Origin of the sequence: Bradyrhizobium sp. CIR48, assembly GCF_014198315.1 — a bacterium.
GTDB lineage: Bacteria > Pseudomonadota > Alphaproteobacteria > Rhizobiales > Xanthobacteraceae > Bradyrhizobium.
In genome coordinates, this window is sequence record NZ_JACIHG010000014.1 from 67481 (window position 1) to 83800 (window position 16320).

Annotated in this window: 17 protein-coding genes; 10 read left to right on the forward strand and 7 right to left on the reverse strand. The window is 64.9% G+C overall.

Features of this window, described 5'->3' with window-relative positions; translation table 11 throughout:
* The first annotated feature begins 96 nt into the window (after positions 1-96).
* Positions 97-888, forward strand: a complete 792-nt coding sequence (locus GGD66_RS34550) for a Bax inhibitor-1/YccA family protein (RefSeq protein ID WP_018318880.1) — start codon at positions 97-99, stop codon at positions 886-888.
* A gap of 220 nt (positions 889-1108) precedes the next feature.
* Positions 1109-1639 carry a GNAT family N-acetyltransferase gene (locus GGD66_RS34555; protein WP_183261142.1) on the forward strand — a complete coding sequence of 177 codons (531 nt, stop codon included), beginning with the start codon at positions 1109-1111 and terminating at the stop codon, positions 1637-1639.
* 207 nt (positions 1640-1846) lie between these two features.
* Here GGD66_RS34555 and GGD66_RS34560 read toward each other — a convergent pair whose 3' ends face one another.
* The 3 genes from GGD66_RS34560 to acnA all read right to left on the reverse strand — a co-directional run bounded on the left by GGD66_RS34560 (position 1847) and on the right by acnA (position 6558).
* Positions 1847-2215, reverse strand: a complete 369-nt coding sequence (locus GGD66_RS34560; RefSeq protein WP_018318882.1) for a DUF2794 domain-containing protein — start codon at positions 2213-2215, stop codon at positions 1847-1849.
* A gap of 611 nt (positions 2216-2826) precedes the next feature.
* Positions 2827-3603: a thioredoxin family protein gene (locus GGD66_RS34565; RefSeq protein WP_028139231.1), complete on the reverse strand. Its 777-nt coding sequence runs from the start codon at positions 3601-3603 to the stop codon at positions 2827-2829.
* Positions 3604-3837: 234 nt separating this feature from the next.
* Positions 3838-6558 (reverse strand): aconitate hydratase AcnA, encoded by a 2721-nt coding sequence (gene acnA / locus GGD66_RS34570; protein WP_018318884.1) that lies wholly within the window; start codon positions 6556-6558, stop codon positions 3838-3840.
* A gap of 238 nt (positions 6559-6796) precedes the next feature.
* Here acnA and ccmA point away from each other — a divergent pair, with 238 nt between their 5' ends.
* The 5 genes from ccmA (at position 6797) to GGD66_RS34595 (ending at position 10027) form a co-directional block, all read left to right on the forward strand.
* Positions 6797-7399: a heme ABC exporter ATP-binding protein CcmA gene (ccmA, locus tag GGD66_RS34575; protein WP_026202088.1), complete on the forward strand. Its 603-nt coding sequence runs from the start codon at positions 6797-6799 to the stop codon at positions 7397-7399.
* Positions 7400-7700: 301 nt separating this feature from the next.
* A complete protein-coding gene (ccmB, locus tag GGD66_RS34580) occupies positions 7701-8369 on the forward strand; it encodes a heme exporter protein CcmB (RefSeq protein ID WP_018318886.1) in 669 nt (222 codons plus the stop codon).
* 91 nt (positions 8370-8460) lie between these two features.
* On the forward strand, positions 8461-9255 hold the full coding sequence (locus tag GGD66_RS34585) for a heme ABC transporter permease (RefSeq protein ID WP_092261437.1): 795 nt from the start codon (positions 8461-8463) through the stop codon (positions 9253-9255).
* Entirely contained in the window at positions 9252-9434 is a 183-nt protein-coding gene (gene ccmD / locus GGD66_RS34590) for a heme exporter protein CcmD (protein WP_018318888.1), read from the forward strand. The genes GGD66_RS34585 and ccmD overlap by 4 nt, the downstream gene beginning before the upstream one ends.
* Positions 9431-10027 carry a DsbE family thiol:disulfide interchange protein gene (locus GGD66_RS34595; RefSeq protein ID WP_092261438.1) on the forward strand — a complete coding sequence of 199 codons (597 nt, stop codon included), beginning with the start codon at positions 9431-9433 and terminating at the stop codon, positions 10025-10027. The genes ccmD and GGD66_RS34595 overlap by 4 nt, the downstream gene beginning before the upstream one ends.
* Before the next feature lie 156 nt (positions 10028-10183).
* On the opposite strand, the gene GGD66_RS34600 is transcribed toward GGD66_RS34595, so the two are convergent.
* Together GGD66_RS34600 and ftsY are read right to left on the reverse strand one after the other, a co-directional pair.
* Complete coding sequence (locus GGD66_RS34600; protein WP_018318890.1) at positions 10184-10786, reverse strand: septation protein A; 603 nt, start codon at positions 10784-10786, stop codon at positions 10184-10186.
* Positions 10787-10789: 3 nt separating this feature from the next.
* A complete protein-coding gene (gene ftsY / locus GGD66_RS34605) occupies positions 10790-11737 on the reverse strand; it encodes a signal recognition particle-docking protein FtsY (RefSeq protein WP_018318891.1) in 948 nt (315 codons plus the stop codon).
* 60 nt (positions 11738-11797) lie between these two features.
* On the opposite strand from ftsY, the gene GGD66_RS34610 reads away from it, so the two are divergent.
* The gene (locus GGD66_RS34610) at positions 11798-12499 is read left to right on the forward strand and encodes an RluA family pseudouridine synthase (RefSeq protein WP_183261143.1); all 702 of its coding nucleotides are present in this window, start codon (positions 11798-11800) and stop codon (positions 12497-12499) included.
* A gap of 138 nt (positions 12500-12637) precedes the next feature.
* Positions 12638-13747, forward strand: a complete 1110-nt coding sequence (locus GGD66_RS34615; protein ID WP_183261145.1) for a DUF2336 domain-containing protein — start codon at positions 12638-12640, stop codon at positions 13745-13747.
* Between the two features lie 203 nt (positions 13748-13950).
* Here GGD66_RS34615 and mtaB read toward each other — a convergent pair whose 3' ends face one another.
* Together mtaB and dapF are read right to left on the reverse strand one after the other, a co-directional pair.
* A complete protein-coding gene (gene mtaB / locus GGD66_RS34620; RefSeq protein ID WP_183261147.1) occupies positions 13951-15204 on the reverse strand; it encodes a tRNA (N(6)-L-threonylcarbamoyladenosine(37)-C(2))-methylthiotransferase MtaB in 1254 nt (417 codons plus the stop codon).
* On the reverse strand, positions 15204-16079 hold the full coding sequence (gene dapF, locus GGD66_RS34625; protein WP_183261149.1) for a diaminopimelate epimerase: 876 nt from the start codon (positions 16077-16079) through the stop codon (positions 15204-15206). Before dapF ends, mtaB begins: the two co-directional genes overlap by 1 nt.
* Between dapF and GGD66_RS34630 the strand changes: the two genes are divergently transcribed.
* Positions 16078-16320, forward strand: a complete 243-nt coding sequence (locus tag GGD66_RS34630; RefSeq protein WP_143109107.1) for a hypothetical protein — start codon at positions 16078-16080, stop codon at positions 16318-16320. The two genes, dapF and GGD66_RS34630, sit on opposite strands and share 2 nt — an antisense overlap.

Here is a 16320-nt window from a genome sequence, read left to right on the forward strand (position 1 = left end):
TTTAGTCGGTTGGCGTCGGTATCCGAGATAGAGTTTGACGAACCGGCGGCATGGCGACCCTCGTGCCGGACCGGACCAACCAACGGGAATTCGACCATGTCGGACCTAGACCGTAACTACGCTTCTCCTTTCGGCAGGGCCGCCGGGCGTGTTGACGCCGCGACGGTCGATGCCGGCCTGCGCGCCTATATGCTGCGCATCTACAACTACATGAGCATTGGCCTCGCCATCACCGGCCTTGCCGCGCTCGGCGTCTACATGGCTGCCGTGACCGACGTTCCGACGGCGGAATCCGTCCGCGTCGGCAAGCTGTTCCTGACCCCGTTCGGCTACGCGATGTTCGTCAGCCCGCTGAAATGGCTGTTCATGCTCGCGCCGCTTGCCATGGTGTTCGTGATCTCGGCGGGCATCAACCGTCTCGCTCCCTCGACCGCCCAGATCCTGTTCTGGGTGTTCGCGGCGCTGATGGGCATCTCGCTGTCGTCGATCTTCCTGGTGTTCACGCACACCTCGATCGTGCGGGTGTTCTTCATCACTGCGGCCACCTTCGGTGCGCTGAGCCTCTACGGCTACACCACCAAGCGTGACCTGACCGGCATGGGCTCGTTCCTGTTCATGGGCCTGATCGGCATCATCATCGCGAGCCTGGTGAACCTGTTCCTGGCGAGCTCGATGCTGCAGTTCATCGTGTCGGTGGTCGGCGTGCTGGTGTTCGCGGGCCTCACCGCCTGGGATACCCAGCGGCTGAAGAACGACTACATCTACGGCTACGCTTCGGCCGGCGGTGACATCGCAGAGCGTGCGGCCATCACCGGCGCGCTGTCGCTGTACCTGAACTTCATCAACCTGTTCACGCTGCTGCTGCAGCTCCTCGGTCAGCGCGACTAAGCGCAACGACGAGAGAACGGATACGAACCCCGGCCGAAAGGCCGGGGTTTTTGTTTGGGGGTGCGGTGGTATCCACAAACCCCGTCGTTGCGAGCGCAGCGAAGCAATCTGGAGTCCCTCCGCGGATGCATTTCTGGATTGCTTCGCTGCGTTCGCAATGACGGGTGGGGCAACACCGTTGCCCCTTTCAGCGGAAGCGGGAAGGCTCTAATCTTGCCCCATGTCCGCACCTGAAATCAGGCCTACAACCGAGGCCGACCTTCCCGCCATCACCGCCATCTACCAGCAGGCCGTCCGCGAAGGCACCGCGACGTTCGAGCTGGAGCCGCCCGACCTCGTGGAGATGACGCGCCGTTATCGCACGCTGGTCGACGGCGGCTATCCCTATTTCGTCGCTATCCTCGACGGCCGCGTGGCCGGCTATGCCTATGCCGGCGCCTACCGCCCGCGCCCAGCCTACCGCTTCACGGTCGAGAACTCGATCTATCTCGATCCCTCCTTCCACCGCCGCGGTGTCGGATCAAAGCTGCTGGAGCGGCTGGTCGCCGAATGCGAGGCGCGCGGCTTCCGCCAGATGATCGCGGTGATCGGCGATTCCGCCAATGCCGGCTCGATCGGCGTGCACACCAAGGGCGGCTTCAAGATGATCGGCACGCATCCCAATGTCGGGCTGAAATTCGGCCGCTGGCTGGATACGGTGATGATGCAGCGCGACCTCGGCGAGGGCGCGAAGACGGTGCCGACAAAGTAGATCTCGTAGAGTGGGCAAAGCGATACCCGGGACCACCGCGAGACAAAACCCGGATGTCGCTGCGCTCATCCGGCTACGAAGAATTCGCCACATCACTGCTGTCGTAGGGTGGGCAAAGCGAAGCGTGCCCACGATTCGTGGCGATAGAGAAAGGACGTGGGCACGGCGCAATGCGCCTTTGCCCATCCTACGGCACCGTCTATGTGGCTACACCACCGCCAGCTTCCGATCGATCACCAACAGCACGCGCTCCAGCTCGTGGCCGCGGCGCAGGATCAGCCCCGTCGCCGAGATCACGCTGTACATGCCCTGCTTGCGCGCCAGCCGCGGATCCTTCTCGATGCGATAGATCGGCACTTCCGAGGCACGGCGATAGACCGAGAACACGGCCCGATCCCTCAGGAAGTCGATGGCATAATCGCGCCATTCGCCGTCCGCGACCATGCGGCCGTAGAGATTGAGAATACGATGCAGCTCGAGCCGGTTGAACGTCACCCGGCTCAGTTGCGTCGCCGCCGCGGCGGGGCGGGCCGCCGCGCGCTGCTCGCTCGGATCGGCATCCTCCGACAGACTCATGGAGCGCTTCCTCATCGCACGGCATGACCCGAATCCGCGAAGACCGTCCCCGGAACCTGGATCATGACAGCTGCATGATTGCGCCAACCGGCCACCGCCGCAAGGGGCTCCTGATTCAACCGGTCGAATCGGTTACGAATCGGGGCACACGCTATGGTGGAACTCCCTCGCGGCAAACCGTCACGGGATCGTTAGCAGGAATCATACTCTCGCCGCTTTTCCGCCTAGCGACTGCCGCCCTGCATTGCGAAAAGACTCAGGTGCGTTGACCCGGTCCTTTCGGTTCCGGATTCCTCAGCCCCCAGCCCCCCGGGGTCGAACAGGATCGGGTCTGTACGCGCGACAAGGAGGGCCAACGCAAGTTGGTCCTTTTTTGTTTGTGTCGGGATGTTTCTGCCCCGGCGAAATTCTCCTCTCATCAGCGCAAAAATTCTCTCTCCTCATCCTGAGAGCCGCGCTCTTGCGCGGCGTCTCGAAGGATTGAAGGCCCGGCTAGATCAGCGGGGCCTGCATGGTTCTCACGACGATGCGAAGCATCGTCCGGTAGACGCGCGCAAGAGCGCCCTCCTCACCATGAGGGGGGCAGTGAGTACGACGCTAGAGAATTGAAATCAGTGCAGCGACGTGTACGCCGCCCCCAGCATCGTGCCGGGCTTGTCGCGGCTGCCGTCCTGGACATAGACCACCGCGCCGTCGACGCCGTCGCGCGTGAGGTTCTCGATGGGCACCGTCCAGCTTTCCGAACGCCCGGTCCAGTCACCGACCTTGAGCAGGTTGCGCACCACGTTGTGATAGGTGACCTGCTGTCCGCGATTCTCGCCGCGGGTGATTGCGATCGGGACTGACTTGGCGATCGAACAGATCCAGACCTCGCCATGCGAGACGGCCGGCTCGTTGCTCGCCGCCACCGATACGTTGATCTGCTTGCCCGCGAGCGACATCGTCACCGGCACGCTCATCACGCCCGTGCCCTTGTCGGTCTTGCCGATCGCGCTCTCGATGCCGGCACGATCGCTGCCGATGACATGGGTGGAGCCGTTGACCACAACCTGCGGCGTGTAGACCTCGCGGTCGCCGCGCATGCGCGAGTAAGCACGCTGCCGTGCAGAGAAGCGCGAATCCGCCAGCGTGTCCTTCCAACCCAGATAGTCCCAATAGTCGATCGGCATGCTCAGCGCGATGATCGACGGGTCTTTGGAGAGATCGCCGATGATCTGGTCGGCGGGCGGGCAGGAGGAGCAGCCCTGCGAGGTAAACAATTCGACAACGGCGCGGGGATCGGCTTCGGCAGGACGGATGACGGCGACGATCGCACAGATGCCGAGAGCTCCCGACCAGAGAGCACCGGACCAACGTGAAACCAGATGAGAAGCCGTCATTGTTGTCATGTCGAACGCCGCACACCATTGCTCGTGGGAAGGAGAACTTATCGCCGGATGGTCACCGTAGTCTTACGGGGCGCGACACACCCGACCGCCCAGGCCAACCGTCCGAAAGGAGGTTTTCCGCCGGGCGGGCCCATCTGGAGCATGCCGCAAACGCACGAAGGCGGCCTTGTGATAGGCCGCCTTCGTTTAACCTTCTACTCACGTCGCGGTGAGCCACCGTTCACAAATTCGCGCTTAGGCCGCGAGCTTGCGCAGCACGTAGTGCAGGATACCGCCGTTCCGGTAGTAGTCGAGCTCGTCCAGCGTATCGATGCGGCAGAGCAGCGAAACGCGCTGCAGCGAACCGTCGCCGGAGACGATCTCCGCGGTCAGCTTCTGGCGCGGCTTGAGATCGCCGACCAGGCCACGCAGCGTGACCTTCTCGTCGCCCTTCAGGCCGAGCGACGACCAGGAGGTGCCCTCCTCGAAGGTCAGCGGCAGTACGCCCATGCCGACCAGGTTGGAGCGATGGATGCGCTCGAAGCTCTGGCAGATCACGGCGCGCACGCCGAGCAGGCGCGTGCCCTTGGCGGCCCAGTCGCGCGAGGAGCCGTTGCCGTATTCGGCGCCGGCGAACACCACCAGCGGCACCTGCTCCTGCTGGTACTTCATCGCGGCGTCGTAGATCGACATCTGCTCACCGTCGGGCCAGTGTTTTGTCAAACCGCCCTCAGGGATATTTCCATCCGCGCCCTTCAACATGAAGTTCTTGATGCGGATGTTGGCGAAGGTGCCGCGCATCATCACTTCATGATTGCCGCGGCGCGTGCCGTACTGGTTGAAGTCGGCGGGACGCACCTGGTGCTCGCTGAGATATTTTCCAGCCGGAGAGGTAAGCTTGATCGAACCGGCCGGCGAGATGTGGTCGGTGGTGATCTTGTCGCCGAACATGGCGAGGATGCGGGCCTCGACGATGTCGGTGACCGGCTCCGGCTCCTTCTTCATGCCGTCGAAATAAGGCGGGTTCTGCACATAGGTCGAAGACATGTTCCAGCGATAGGTCTCGCTCTCGACGGTCTTGATCTTGCGCCAGTTGGTGTCGCCCTTGAACACGTCGGCATACTTCTTCTTGAAGATCGACGCGGTCACGAACTTCTTCATGAAGGCGTTGATCTCCTTGGTCGTCGGCCAGATGTCCTTGAGGTACACCGGCTTGCCGTCCTTGCCCTCGCCGAGCGGCTCGACGGCGAGGTTCTTGGTGACGCTGCCCGCGAGCGCATGCGCGACCACCAGCGGCGGCGAGGCCAGATAGTTCGCCTGCACGTCGGGCGAGACGCGGCCTTCGAAGTTGCGGTTACCCGAGAGCACGGCCGCGGCGACGATGCCGTTGTCGTTGATCGACTTCGAGATCTCCTCGGGCAGCGGACCGGAATTGCCGATGCAGGTGGTGCAGCCGAAACCGACCAGGTTGAAGCCGACCTTGTCGAGATCCTTCTGCAGACCGGAATCGGCGAGATAGCCGGCGACGACCTGGCTGCCCGGCGCGAGCGAGGTCTTCACCCACGGTTTTGCTTTCAGGCCCTTCGCGGCGGCGTTACGGGCCAGCAGGCCGGCGCCGATCAGCACGCTCGGGTTCGAGGTGTTGGTACAGGAGGTGATGGCGGCGATCACGACGTCGCCATGGCCGATCTCGAAGTCCTTGCCTTCGACGGCGAAGCGCTTGCTGGGCTCCTCGGCCTTCTTGTACTCGGTGCCGAGAGCGAGCGAGAAGCCTTCGGCGACCGACGGCAGCGCGATGCGGCCTTCGGGACGCTTCGGACCGGCCATCGACGGCACGACGTCGGCGAGATCGAGCGTCAGCGTCTCCGTGAACACCGGATCGGCCGACTTGGCGGTGCGGAACAGCCCCTGCGCCTTGGCATAGGCCTGCACCAGCGCGACGCGCGGCGCCGCGCGGCCGGAGGTCTTGAGATAGTCGATCGCGGCGGCGTCAACCGGGAAGAAGCCGCAGGTCGCGCCATATTCGGGCGCCATGTTGGCGATGGTCGCCTTGTCGGCGACCGAGAGATTGTCGAGGCCGGGGCCGAAGAACTCGACGAACTTGCCGACCACGCCGAGCTTGCGCAGCATCTGCGTCACGGTGAGCACGAGGTCGGTCGCGGTGACGCCTTCCTTCATCGCGCCCTTCAGCTTGAAGCCGACGACGTTGGGCAGCAGCATCGACAGCGGCTGGCCGAGCATGCAGGCTTCCGCCTCGATTCCGCCGACGCCCCAGCCGAGCACGGCGAGACCGTTGACCATGGTGGTGTGGGAGTCGGTGCCGACCAGCGAATCGGGATAGGCGACCTCGAAGGTGCCGGTCTTCTTGCCGACAGTCATCTTCTCCTTCTTGGTCCAGACCGTCTGGGAGAGATATTCGAGATTGACCTGGTGGCAGATGCCGGTGCCGGGCGGCACGACCGAGAAGTTCGAGAACGCCTTCTGGCCCCATTTCAGGAACTCGTAGCGCTCCTGGTTCTGCTTGTATTCCTCGGTGACGTTCTTGCCGAAGGCCTTGTTGTCGCCGAAGAAGTTCACGATCACGGAATGGTCGATGACGAGATCGACCGGCACCAGCGGATTGATCTTCTCGGCGTCACCGCCAAGCTTCTGCATCGCGTTGCGCATCGCGGCGAGGTCGACCACCGCGGGCACGCCGGTGAAGTCCTGCATCAGCACGCGCGCCGGGCGGAAGGCGATCTCATGCTCCAGCGACTTCTTGCGCAGCCATTTCGAGACCGCGACGATGTCCTCTTTCTTGACCGAGCGGCCGTCCTCGTTGCGCAGGAGGTTCTCGAGCAGGACCTTCATCGAATAGGGAAGTTTCGAGATTCCCTTCAGACCATTCTTCTCGGCCGTGGGCAGGCTGTAATAGACATAGGTCTTGGCGCCGACCTTGAGGGTCTTTTTGCATTTGAAGCTGTCGAGCGAGGTCATGTAGGAATCCCAATTGTTAGTTATACCCGGCAGGGTATTTTAACACCGTTAGCGTATCAGGCTGGGCCGCTTGCAGGGGCAGGTTGAGTTGCTGCATCAAGTAGTTCCGGGCTTATAGAAGCTTTCTAACCGCGCCGCCACAGCCACAATCGTACCGCAGCATTCGCGAGCCAAAAATTCCCATGCGCTACCCCAAGTTTTCCTGAGGCCCGGCTTGAGCGGGGTGGACCAAGGCAAGATGCAGCTGTCCGGGCGCGGGGTCGTTTGCGTGCGCGGCGGCCGCGAGGTGTTTGCCGGGCTCGATTTCGAGGCTGTCGCCGGCGAAGCGGTCGCGGTCGTCGGCCGCAACGGGTCGGGCAAGACCTCGCTGCTTCGGCTGATCGCGGGTCTGCTCGTTCCGGCAGGCGGTAAGATCGCGCTGGAGGGCGGCGATGCCGAGCTGACGCTGCCCGAGCAGTGCCACTATCTCGGCCATCGCGATGCCCTGAAGCCGGCGCTCAGCGTGGCGGAAAACCTGACTTTCTGGGCCGATTTCCTTGGGGGGGAGCGTTCTGACTTCGCCGAGAGCCTCGCCACGGTGGGGCTCGAGCATGCCACCCACCTGCCCGCCGGCTTCCTGTCCGCCGGCCAGCGCCGCCGGCTGTCGCTGGCGCGCCTTTTGACCGTGCGGCGCCCGATCTGGCTGCTGGATGAGCCGACCAATGCGCTGGACGTGACGGGACAGGACATGTTCGGCGGCCTGATGCGCGAGCATCTTTCGCGCGGCGGCCTGATCGTCGCGGCAACCCATGCACCATTGGGGATCGAGTCGCGGCAGCTGCGGATCGGGGGTGTGGCGTGAGGCGACACGACCCTCAGCTTTCCGAGCGGCTGGGCCCCGCTCTCTTCGTTCCCTCCCCCCTTGTGGGGTCCGAGACGAGCGAAGCTCGCTCTCGCGGGCAGGGAGGGGGGTGCCACACGGCAAGACGTCTCGGTTCTGGCCTTCAAGAGGCGGGCGCTCTGTTGCTGGCGATCCGTTTCCACCGAGCATCTCTCCCGGGGCTACCCCTCTCCCCCGCCCTCCCCCACAGGAGGGGAGGGAGCGCACTGCGCCTGCGGCTCGATGCCATCAAACCAAGCGACTCCGCCGCGGGAGGCACCCCATGACCGCCCTCTCAGCCCTCGTCCGCCGGGACATCAGGATCGCGCTCCGCGTTGGCGGCGGGGCGCTGATTGGCGTGCTGTTCTTCCTGACCGTGGTGGTGCTGATGCCGTTCGCGGTGGGGCCGGATTTGGCGCTGCTGTCGCGGCTGGGGCCGGCCATCCTCTGGCTCGGCGCGCTGCTGGCGAGCCTGCTCACCCTCGACCGGCTGTTCATGGCCGACCACGAGGACGGCTCGCTCGACCTGATCACGATGAGCCGGACGCCGCTGGAACTCGCCTGCGCCGCCAAGGCGCTGGCGCATTGGCTGGCTGCCGGCCTGCCGCTGATTGTCGCAACCCCCGTGCTCGGCCTCTTGCTCAACCTCGACATGGTCGCGACCGGCGCGGTGGCGCTGACGCTGCTGGCCGGCACCCCGGCCCTGACCTTTACCGGCATGATCGGTGCGGCGCTGGCGGTGACGCTGCACCGCGGCGGGCTGCTGATGGCGGTGCTGGTGCTGCCGCTGTCGATTCCCGTGCTGATCTTCGGGGTGGCGGCCTCGCAGGCCGTGATCGTTGGCCCGATGACGTTCGGCGCACCATTCTCGATCCTGTGCGCTCTGTCCCTGGTCAGCCTCGTGATCGGCCCCTTCGCAGCCGCAGCGAGCCTGCGGCACGGGCTCGATTGAGATGCGCGCGATTGACCTTGACCCCGATCAACTTTCGTCCCTCGCTTTCGTGCTGATTGCCTGAGCGGCCACCGATGATTATCAGGGTACCATGACGCTGATCGACCTCGCCAACCCCACGCGGTTCCTCGCGCTGACAGCGCGGGTCTTGCCGTGGCTTGCGGCCGCGACCGTCCTGCTGCTTGCAATCGGTCTCTATCAAGCCGCGCTTGCGCCCGATGACTATCAGCAGGGCGCGACCGTGAAGATCATGTTCATCCACGTGCCCAATGCCTGGCTGTCGATGTTCGTCTGGGGCGTGATGAGCATCGCCTCGCTGGGCACGCTGGTGTGGCGGCATCCGCTGGCCGACGTCGCCGCCAAGGCCGCAGCGCCGATCGGCGCCGCCTTCACCTTCCTCGCACTGCTGACGGGCTCGCTGTGGGGCCGGCCGATGTGGGGCACCTATTGGGAATGGGATGCGCGGCTGACCTCGGTGCTGATCCTTTTCCTGATGTATCTCGGCCTGATGGCGCTGTGGCGCGCGGTCGACGATCCCTCACGCGCCGCACGCGCCGCCGCGGTGCTGACCCTGGTCGGCGCGCTCAACCTGCCGATCATCAAATTCTCGGTCGACTGGTGGAACACGCTGCACCAGCCGGCCTCGGTGATGCGCATGGGCGGCTCAGCCCTCGACAAATCGTTCCTGATTCCGCTGCTGGTGATGGCGATCGCCTTCACGCTGCTGTTCGTCACGCTGCATCTGGCGGCGATGCGCAACGAGATCCTGCGCCGCCGTGTCCGCTCCCTGCAAATGATGCAGGCAAGCCGTGTGGCGTTCTCGAACGAAATGGGCGCCGGTGCGCGCGGACAAAACGCGTCGAAAGAAATTGGGGCCGCAGGATGATGTCGCTCGGCCCTTATGCATCCTTCATCGTGACATCCTATGCCGCAGCGGCCCTCGTGGTCGCGATCCTGATCGGCTGGATCGTGCTCGATTATCGCAACCAGACGCAGCGCCTGCGCGAGCTCGACCGCAGCGGCATCACCCGCCGCTCCGGCCGTAGCGCCATGGACGCATCATGAGCGAACGATCGACCTCCGCACCGCCGCAGCGCCGCACTTTCCTGATGGTGCTGCCGCTGATCGCGTTCATCGGCCTCGCGCTGCTGTTCTGGTTCCGGCTCGGCAGCGGCGATCCCTCGCGAATTCCCTCCGCGCTGATCGGCCGTCCGGCGCCGCAGACGGCGCTGCCACCGCTCGAGGGATTGCAGATCGACAACGCGCAGGTGCCGGGCCTCGACCCCGCCGCGTTCAAGGGCAAGGTCAGCCTGGTCAATGTCTGGGCGTCCTGGTGCGTGCCGTGCCACGACGAGGCGCCGCTTTTGACCGAGTTCGCCAAGGACAAGCGCTTCCAGCTCGTCGGCATCAACTACAAGGACGCGGCCGACAACGCGCGCCGCTTCCTCGGGCGCTACGGCAACCCGTTCAGCCGGGTCGGCGTCGACGCCAACGGCCGTGCCTCGATCGAATGGGGCGTCTATGGCGTGCCCGAAACCTTCGTCGTCGGTCGCGAAGGCACCATCGTCTACAAGCTGGTCGGCCCGATCACCCCGGACAATCTGCGGACGGTGCTGTTGCCCCAGATGGAGAAGGCGCTGAAGGCAGCGGGGAGCTGAGCGCCGCGCTCGTGCCACACGCTCAACTGTCATCGCCCGACTTGATCGGGCGATCCAGTATTCCAGAGACGTCAGTCGTATACGGAAAAGCTGCGGCGTACTGGATGCCCCGGTCAAGCCGGGGCATGACAGCGGTATGTGGAGCGACGCTTCGGCCTACCCCTTCCGCACATCCCCCGCTTCCGCCTCGCTCGCCTCGAGCGACGCGGGCTCGATCCCGTAGCGCTTGGTCAGCGGCATCTGGGCGATGGCGAAGATCATCGTGATCGGGGTGACGCCGAACACCTTGAAGTTCACCCAGAAGTCCGTGCTCTGGGTGCGCCAGACGATCTCGTTCAGCACCGCCATTCCGGCGAAGAACAACGCCCAGCGCAGCGTGAGGATACGCCAGCCCTGCGGCGTCAGATTGAACATCTGGTCGAACATCACGGCGATGAAGGAGCGGCCGAACAACAAGCCGCCGCCGAGGATCGCGGCGAACAGGCCGTAGATGATGGTCGGCTTGAGCTTGATGAAGGTCTCGTCGTGCAGCACCAGCGTCAGCGTGCCGAATACCAGCACGATCACGCCCGTCACGATCGCCATGATCGGGATGTGGCGCGTCACCACGTAGGAGGCGACCATTGCCGCCACGATCGCGACCATGAAGGCGCCGGTCGCGGCGAACAGGTTGAACTTCGCGTTCACGAAGAAGAACACGAGCAGCGGCCCGAGCTCGGTCGCGAGCTTGAACAGCGGATGCGGCTGGGTCTTGTCCATTCTTCAGCTTTCGATTCCGGCGATGGCACGGGCGAAATCGCGCGCGGTGAACGGCGCGAGATCGTCGACGCCTTCGCCGACGCCGATGAAGTGCACCGGCAGTTTAAATTTCTCCGCGAGCGCCACCAGAATGCCGCCGCGAGCGGTGCCGTCGAGCTTGGTCATCACGAGGCCGGTGACCCCGGCGGTGCGATGGAAAGCCTCGACCTGCGACAGCGCGTTCTGGCCGACGGTGGCATCGAGCACAAGCAGCACGGCATGCGGCGCAGTGTCATCCACCTTGCGGATCACACGCACCACCTTTTCGAGCTCGTTCATCAGCTCGGCTTTGTTCTGCAACCGGCCGGCGGTGTCGATCAGGAGCACGTCGATATTCTGCTCCTTCGCCGCCGTCAGCGCGTTGAAGGCGAGGCTCGCCGAATCCGAGCCCTGCGCGCCCGCGATCACCGGCGTCTTCGTCCGCTCGCCCCACACCTTCAGTTGCTCGATCGCTGCTGCGCGAAACGTGTCGCCGGCGGCCAGCATCACCTTGCGGCCTTCTGAGGCGAATTTCTGCGAGAGCTTTCCGATCGTGGTGGTCTTGCCCGAGCCGTTGACGCCGACCACGAGGATCACGAACGGCTTTTTGGCCGCATCGATCACGAGCGGTTTTGCCACGGGCGACAGCACCTTCTCGACCTCGGTGGCGACGACGTCCTTGACCTCGTCCGCCGAGATCGCCTTGTCGTAGCGGCCGGTGCCGACCGCGTCCGCGATCCGCACCGCGACCGACGTGCCGAGGTCGGCGCGCAGCAGCACGTCCTCGATGTCGTCGAGCATGGCGCGGTCGAGCTTTCGCTTGGTGACGAGGTCGGCGACCGCGGTCCCGAGCGAGGACGAGGTGCGCTTCAGCCCGTTGGACAGGCGGCGCCACCAGCTCAGCTTGGGGGGATCTGACGTGGTATCGTTCATGGCGGGGGTGTGTTAGCCGTTCCGGCTGCCAAACGAAAGTCTTGACCGAAAGTCTTGCAATTGCTCGATGTTCCCCAATTGACGGCCGATGAAATTCTGGCCCGCGTGCTCCATCGCGACGGGCTGATGCTGGTCATCGACAAGCCGGCCGGCCTTCCCGTGCATCGCGGTCCCAAGGGCGGCGCCAATCTGGAGGCCTCGTTCGACGCGCTCTGTTTCGGCCTGCCGCGGCCGCCGGTGCTGGCTCACCGGCTGGACAAGGACACCTCCGGCTGCCTCGTCCTCGGCCGCCACCGCAAGGCGACGGCCTCGCTCGGCCTCCTGTTCAAGCACGGCAAGATCGGCAAGACCTACTGGACCGTGGTCGAGGGCGGGCCAGCCGAGGACGAGGGCACCGTCGACATGCCGCTCGGCCGGCTCAATGCCGAACGCGGCTGGTGGCAGAAGCCTGATCCGGAGGGACAGAAGGCGATCACCAACTGGAAAGTGATGGGGCGGGGCGACGGTTTTACCTGGCTGGCCATGGAACCGGTGACCGGGCGGACCCATCAATTGCGGGTGCATTCGGCCGCGACCGGCTGGCCGATCTTCGGCGATAACATTTACGGCAACGGCCCGCGCTTCGGCGAGCCGAAGCTGCACCTGCATTCCCGCGAGATCGTGGTGCCGATCTCCCGGAACAAGGAGCCCGTCCGCGTCGTGGCGCCGGCCCCGCCCCACATGCACGAAAAGCTCCGCGCCTGCGGCTGGAACGGGGAATAGCCTTTCAGATCCTCATAGTGAGGAGCTTAGCAGTGCCGGGCTACCGGCCCATGGTTTACGAAACGTTCAGCGCTCGCCGCTAATGATGACGGTTGCTTAGAACAAGCTTCTGTAACCGCTCAGGATGAGCAGGGCGTGATGTCCAAGGCCGAGCTATCGATCATCGAAGAGGTCGAATCCGCGATTCGCGCAGGCTCGGCGGAAAAGGGCCTGGAAACGGCCCGGCGCGTCACCGACCTGTTCCTCTCCTCTGCCGGCAAATTCGACGACGAGCAGATCGCGTTGTTCGACGAGGTGCTCGAGCGTCTGATCGGCACCATCGAGCTGCGGGCGCTTGCCGACATGGGCGCACGCATCGCGCTCGCCGAGATCAGCGCGCAGCTGGCGCCGATCGCGCAGGCGCCGCCCTCGGTAATCCGCCGCCTCGCCAGCAATGACGAGATCCGCATCGCCGGTCCCGTGCTGCAGGAATCGGCCCGCCTCGACGACGGCGAGCTGGTGAAGATCGCCTCCAGCAAGGGCGAGCCGCATCTGCTGGCGGTCGCCGGCCGCTGGTGGCTGAAGGAGATCGTCACCGACGCACTTCTGGCGCGGCGCTATCCCAGCGTCAGCCGGCGGCTCGCCGCCAATCCCGGCGCGCGCGTCTCCGGAAACGGATTCGCCGTCATGATCGGGCAGGCCGAAGCCGATCCCGAACTTGCCGTCAGCGTCGGCGTCCGCGTCGACCTGCCGTCGGAGCTGCGCCGCCGATTGCTGCGCTCGGCGAGCGACGCCGTGCGCGCCCGCCTGCTGTCGCGCGCGCCGCCGCATCTATTCGAGGAAATCCAGAGCGCGATCGCCGCCGTCACCGTCGGTGTCGATCGCGAGATGTCGGGCGTCCGCGATTTCGAAGGTGCCAAGCGGGCGATTGCAATGCTCAAGGCGACCAGCCAGCTCAGCGAAGCGACGCTGTTCGGTTTCGCCACGCAGCGGCGCTATGAAGAGACCGCCGCGGCGCTGGCCGCATTGTCCGGATCGACCGTCGAGGTGATCCGCCCGCTGATGCAGAGCCTGCGCGACGACGGTTTGCTGGTGCCGTGCAAGGCGGCGCAGCTCAGCTGGGAGACCACCACAGCCGTGCTCGAAAGCCGTTTTGCAACAGGCGCCATGAAGCCGGCCGATCTTGCACGGGCGCAAGGTCACTACGCGCGCATGACGCCGGAGAATGCCAAGCGGACGCTGCGGTTCTGGCAGGTCAGGGCGTCGTAGGGGGCGCGTTCCGCGGACGAAGTATCCACACTCTCGGTGTCGTCCCTGCGAACGCAGGGACCCATAACCACAGGGAGACGTTTGGCGAAGATTCGCAATTCGGTACTGCGACCATCCACAACCGATAAATCACGCGGTATGGGTCCCTGCGTCCGCAGGGACGACGCTGGGGATATAGCGCGTCGCAACTCGCCGCAGCCCGACTAAGCAGTCAGGCGCTCACCATCGCTGCCGGCAATTCTGCGCGGCACCACGCTTCCCACGCGCCCGCCCGCGATCGCCACCGGCAGATAGTGCTCCGTACGCCCCTGGCCCTCGCTCTCGATCAGCACCTCGCGAGTGGCACCGATCTCGGCTTGTAGCCGCTTGCGTAGTGCCATCTCGCCCGCCGCACGCAGCCGCTTCGCGCGCTCCTTGATCGCCGGCCCCGCCACCTGCGGCATCCGCGCGGCCGGCGTGCCGGGGCGGGGCGAATAGGGGAAGACGTGCAGGAATGTCAGGCCGCATTCCTCGACCAGATCGAGCGAGCGCGAGAACATCTCCTCCGTCTCGGTCGGGAAACCCGCGATGATGTCGGCGCCGAAGGCGATGTCCGGGCGCAGGCGGCGGACCTGCTCGCAGAACGCGATCGCGTCCTGCCGCGAATGGCGCCGCTTCATGCGCTTCAAGATCATGTCGTCGCCGGACTGCAACGACAGATGCAGATGCGGCATCAGCCGCGCATCGCCGGCGATGGCGTCAAGCAGATCGTCATCCGCCTCGATCGAATCGATCGAGGAAATGCGCAGGCGCTTCAGCTCCGGCACGTGCCGCAAGATCTGCTTGGTCAGCATGCCGAGCTTCGGCGTGCCCGGAAGGTCAGCGCCGTAGCTGGTGAGATCGACGCCGGTCAGCACGATCTCGGCATGGCCACGCTCGGCCAGCGTCCGCACCTGCTCGACCACCGCACCCATCGGCACCGAGCGCGAATTGCCGCGGCCATAGGGGATGATGCAGAAGGTGCAGCGATGGTCACAGCCGTTCTGCACCTGCACGAACACGCGGGGCAGGCCGCTGGCATAGCCGTCGATGAGATGCGGCGCCATCTCCCTCACGGCCATGATGTCGCTGACGGCGATCTTCTCGCCGGCGCCGAGATCGAAGGCATCGCGGGCATCGCGCCACACGGATGACCGCATCTTGTCGTCATTGCCGACGACGCGATCGACCTCGGTCATGTCGGCGAACATCGCAGCTTGCGTCTGCGCCGCGCAACCGGTGACGACGATGCGCGCGTCGGGCCGCTCACGCTTCAATTTGCGGATCGATTGCCGCGCCTGCGCCACCGCCTCATTGGTGACGGCGCAACTGTTGATGACGATAGTGTCGGAGAGTCCAGCGCCCTCGGCCTCGCGGCGGATCACCTCGGCCTCGAAGGCGTTGAGGCGGCAGCCAAAGGTGACAACGTCGACGGCCATCAGGCGACCGGCGCAAACAGCGCCGGATCGAACCTGCCCTCATATTCGAAGGTCGCAGTGCCCGTCATCAGCACGTTGTCGTCGCGCTCGCGCCATTCGATGCCGAGCTTGCCGCCGGGCAGCGTGATCTCGACATTGCGCTCGACACGCTTCAGGCGGGCCGCGGCCACTGCCGTGGCGCAGGCCGCCGAGCCGCAGGCCCTGGTCAGGCCGGCACCGCGTTCCCAGGTGCGGATCGTGATGTGCTTGTCATCGACGATATGGGCGAGCGTGATGTTGGCGCGCTCCGGGAAGATCGGATGGTTCTCGAGCAGCGGACCGAAACGCTCGAGATCATAGGCGTTGACGTCGTCGACCCAGAAGATCGCATGCGGGTTGCCCATGCTCACCACAGAGGGCGAATGCAGGATCGGATTGTCGATCGGCCCGATCTGCAATTCGATGTAGCGGGTATCGCGGAACTCTTCCGCCAGCGGAATGTCCTGCCAGCCGAACTTCGGCGCGCCCATATCGACGGTGTAGAGATCGGGCGCCGGGCCCTGCCAGGCATTGAGCAAGCCGGCCGCCGTCTCGAACGTCGCGGCGGTCTGCCCGTTCTTCTCGAAGATGCGCCGCACCACACATCGCATGCCGTTGCCGCAGGCGCCGGCCTCCGAGCCGTCATTGTTGTAGATGCGGATGAAGGCTTCGGTGCCGTCGAGCCGCGGCTTCTGCAGCACCATGAGCTGGTCGTAGGCCACACCGCCGTTCGCAGACGCCACCGCGCGGGCGTCGTCCGGCGTCACCGGGCCCGCAGAATCGCGCATGTCGACAACGACGATCTCGTTGCCGATGCCGTTCATCTTGGCAAATGCGTGATTGGCGAGCGCGCTCATGAAAAATCCCGAATTTCGCCTGTCTTATATGGCGATCCTTGCCGGCTTGGCCAGTGATTTGCGGTCGGCGGCCGAGCGGTCTGCCATGACGCATCTGTCATGGGACGAATTCCGCGCCCGCGTGTTAGAACGGCGCAGCTCGCCGCGAACCGGGATGCGCGGCCGGGCTCAAGCCGGATTAGGCCTTGGTGGGCAAGGTCTTGCTGATGAAGGGCCTTGGTTAAGGCCTTGGGGAGAATAA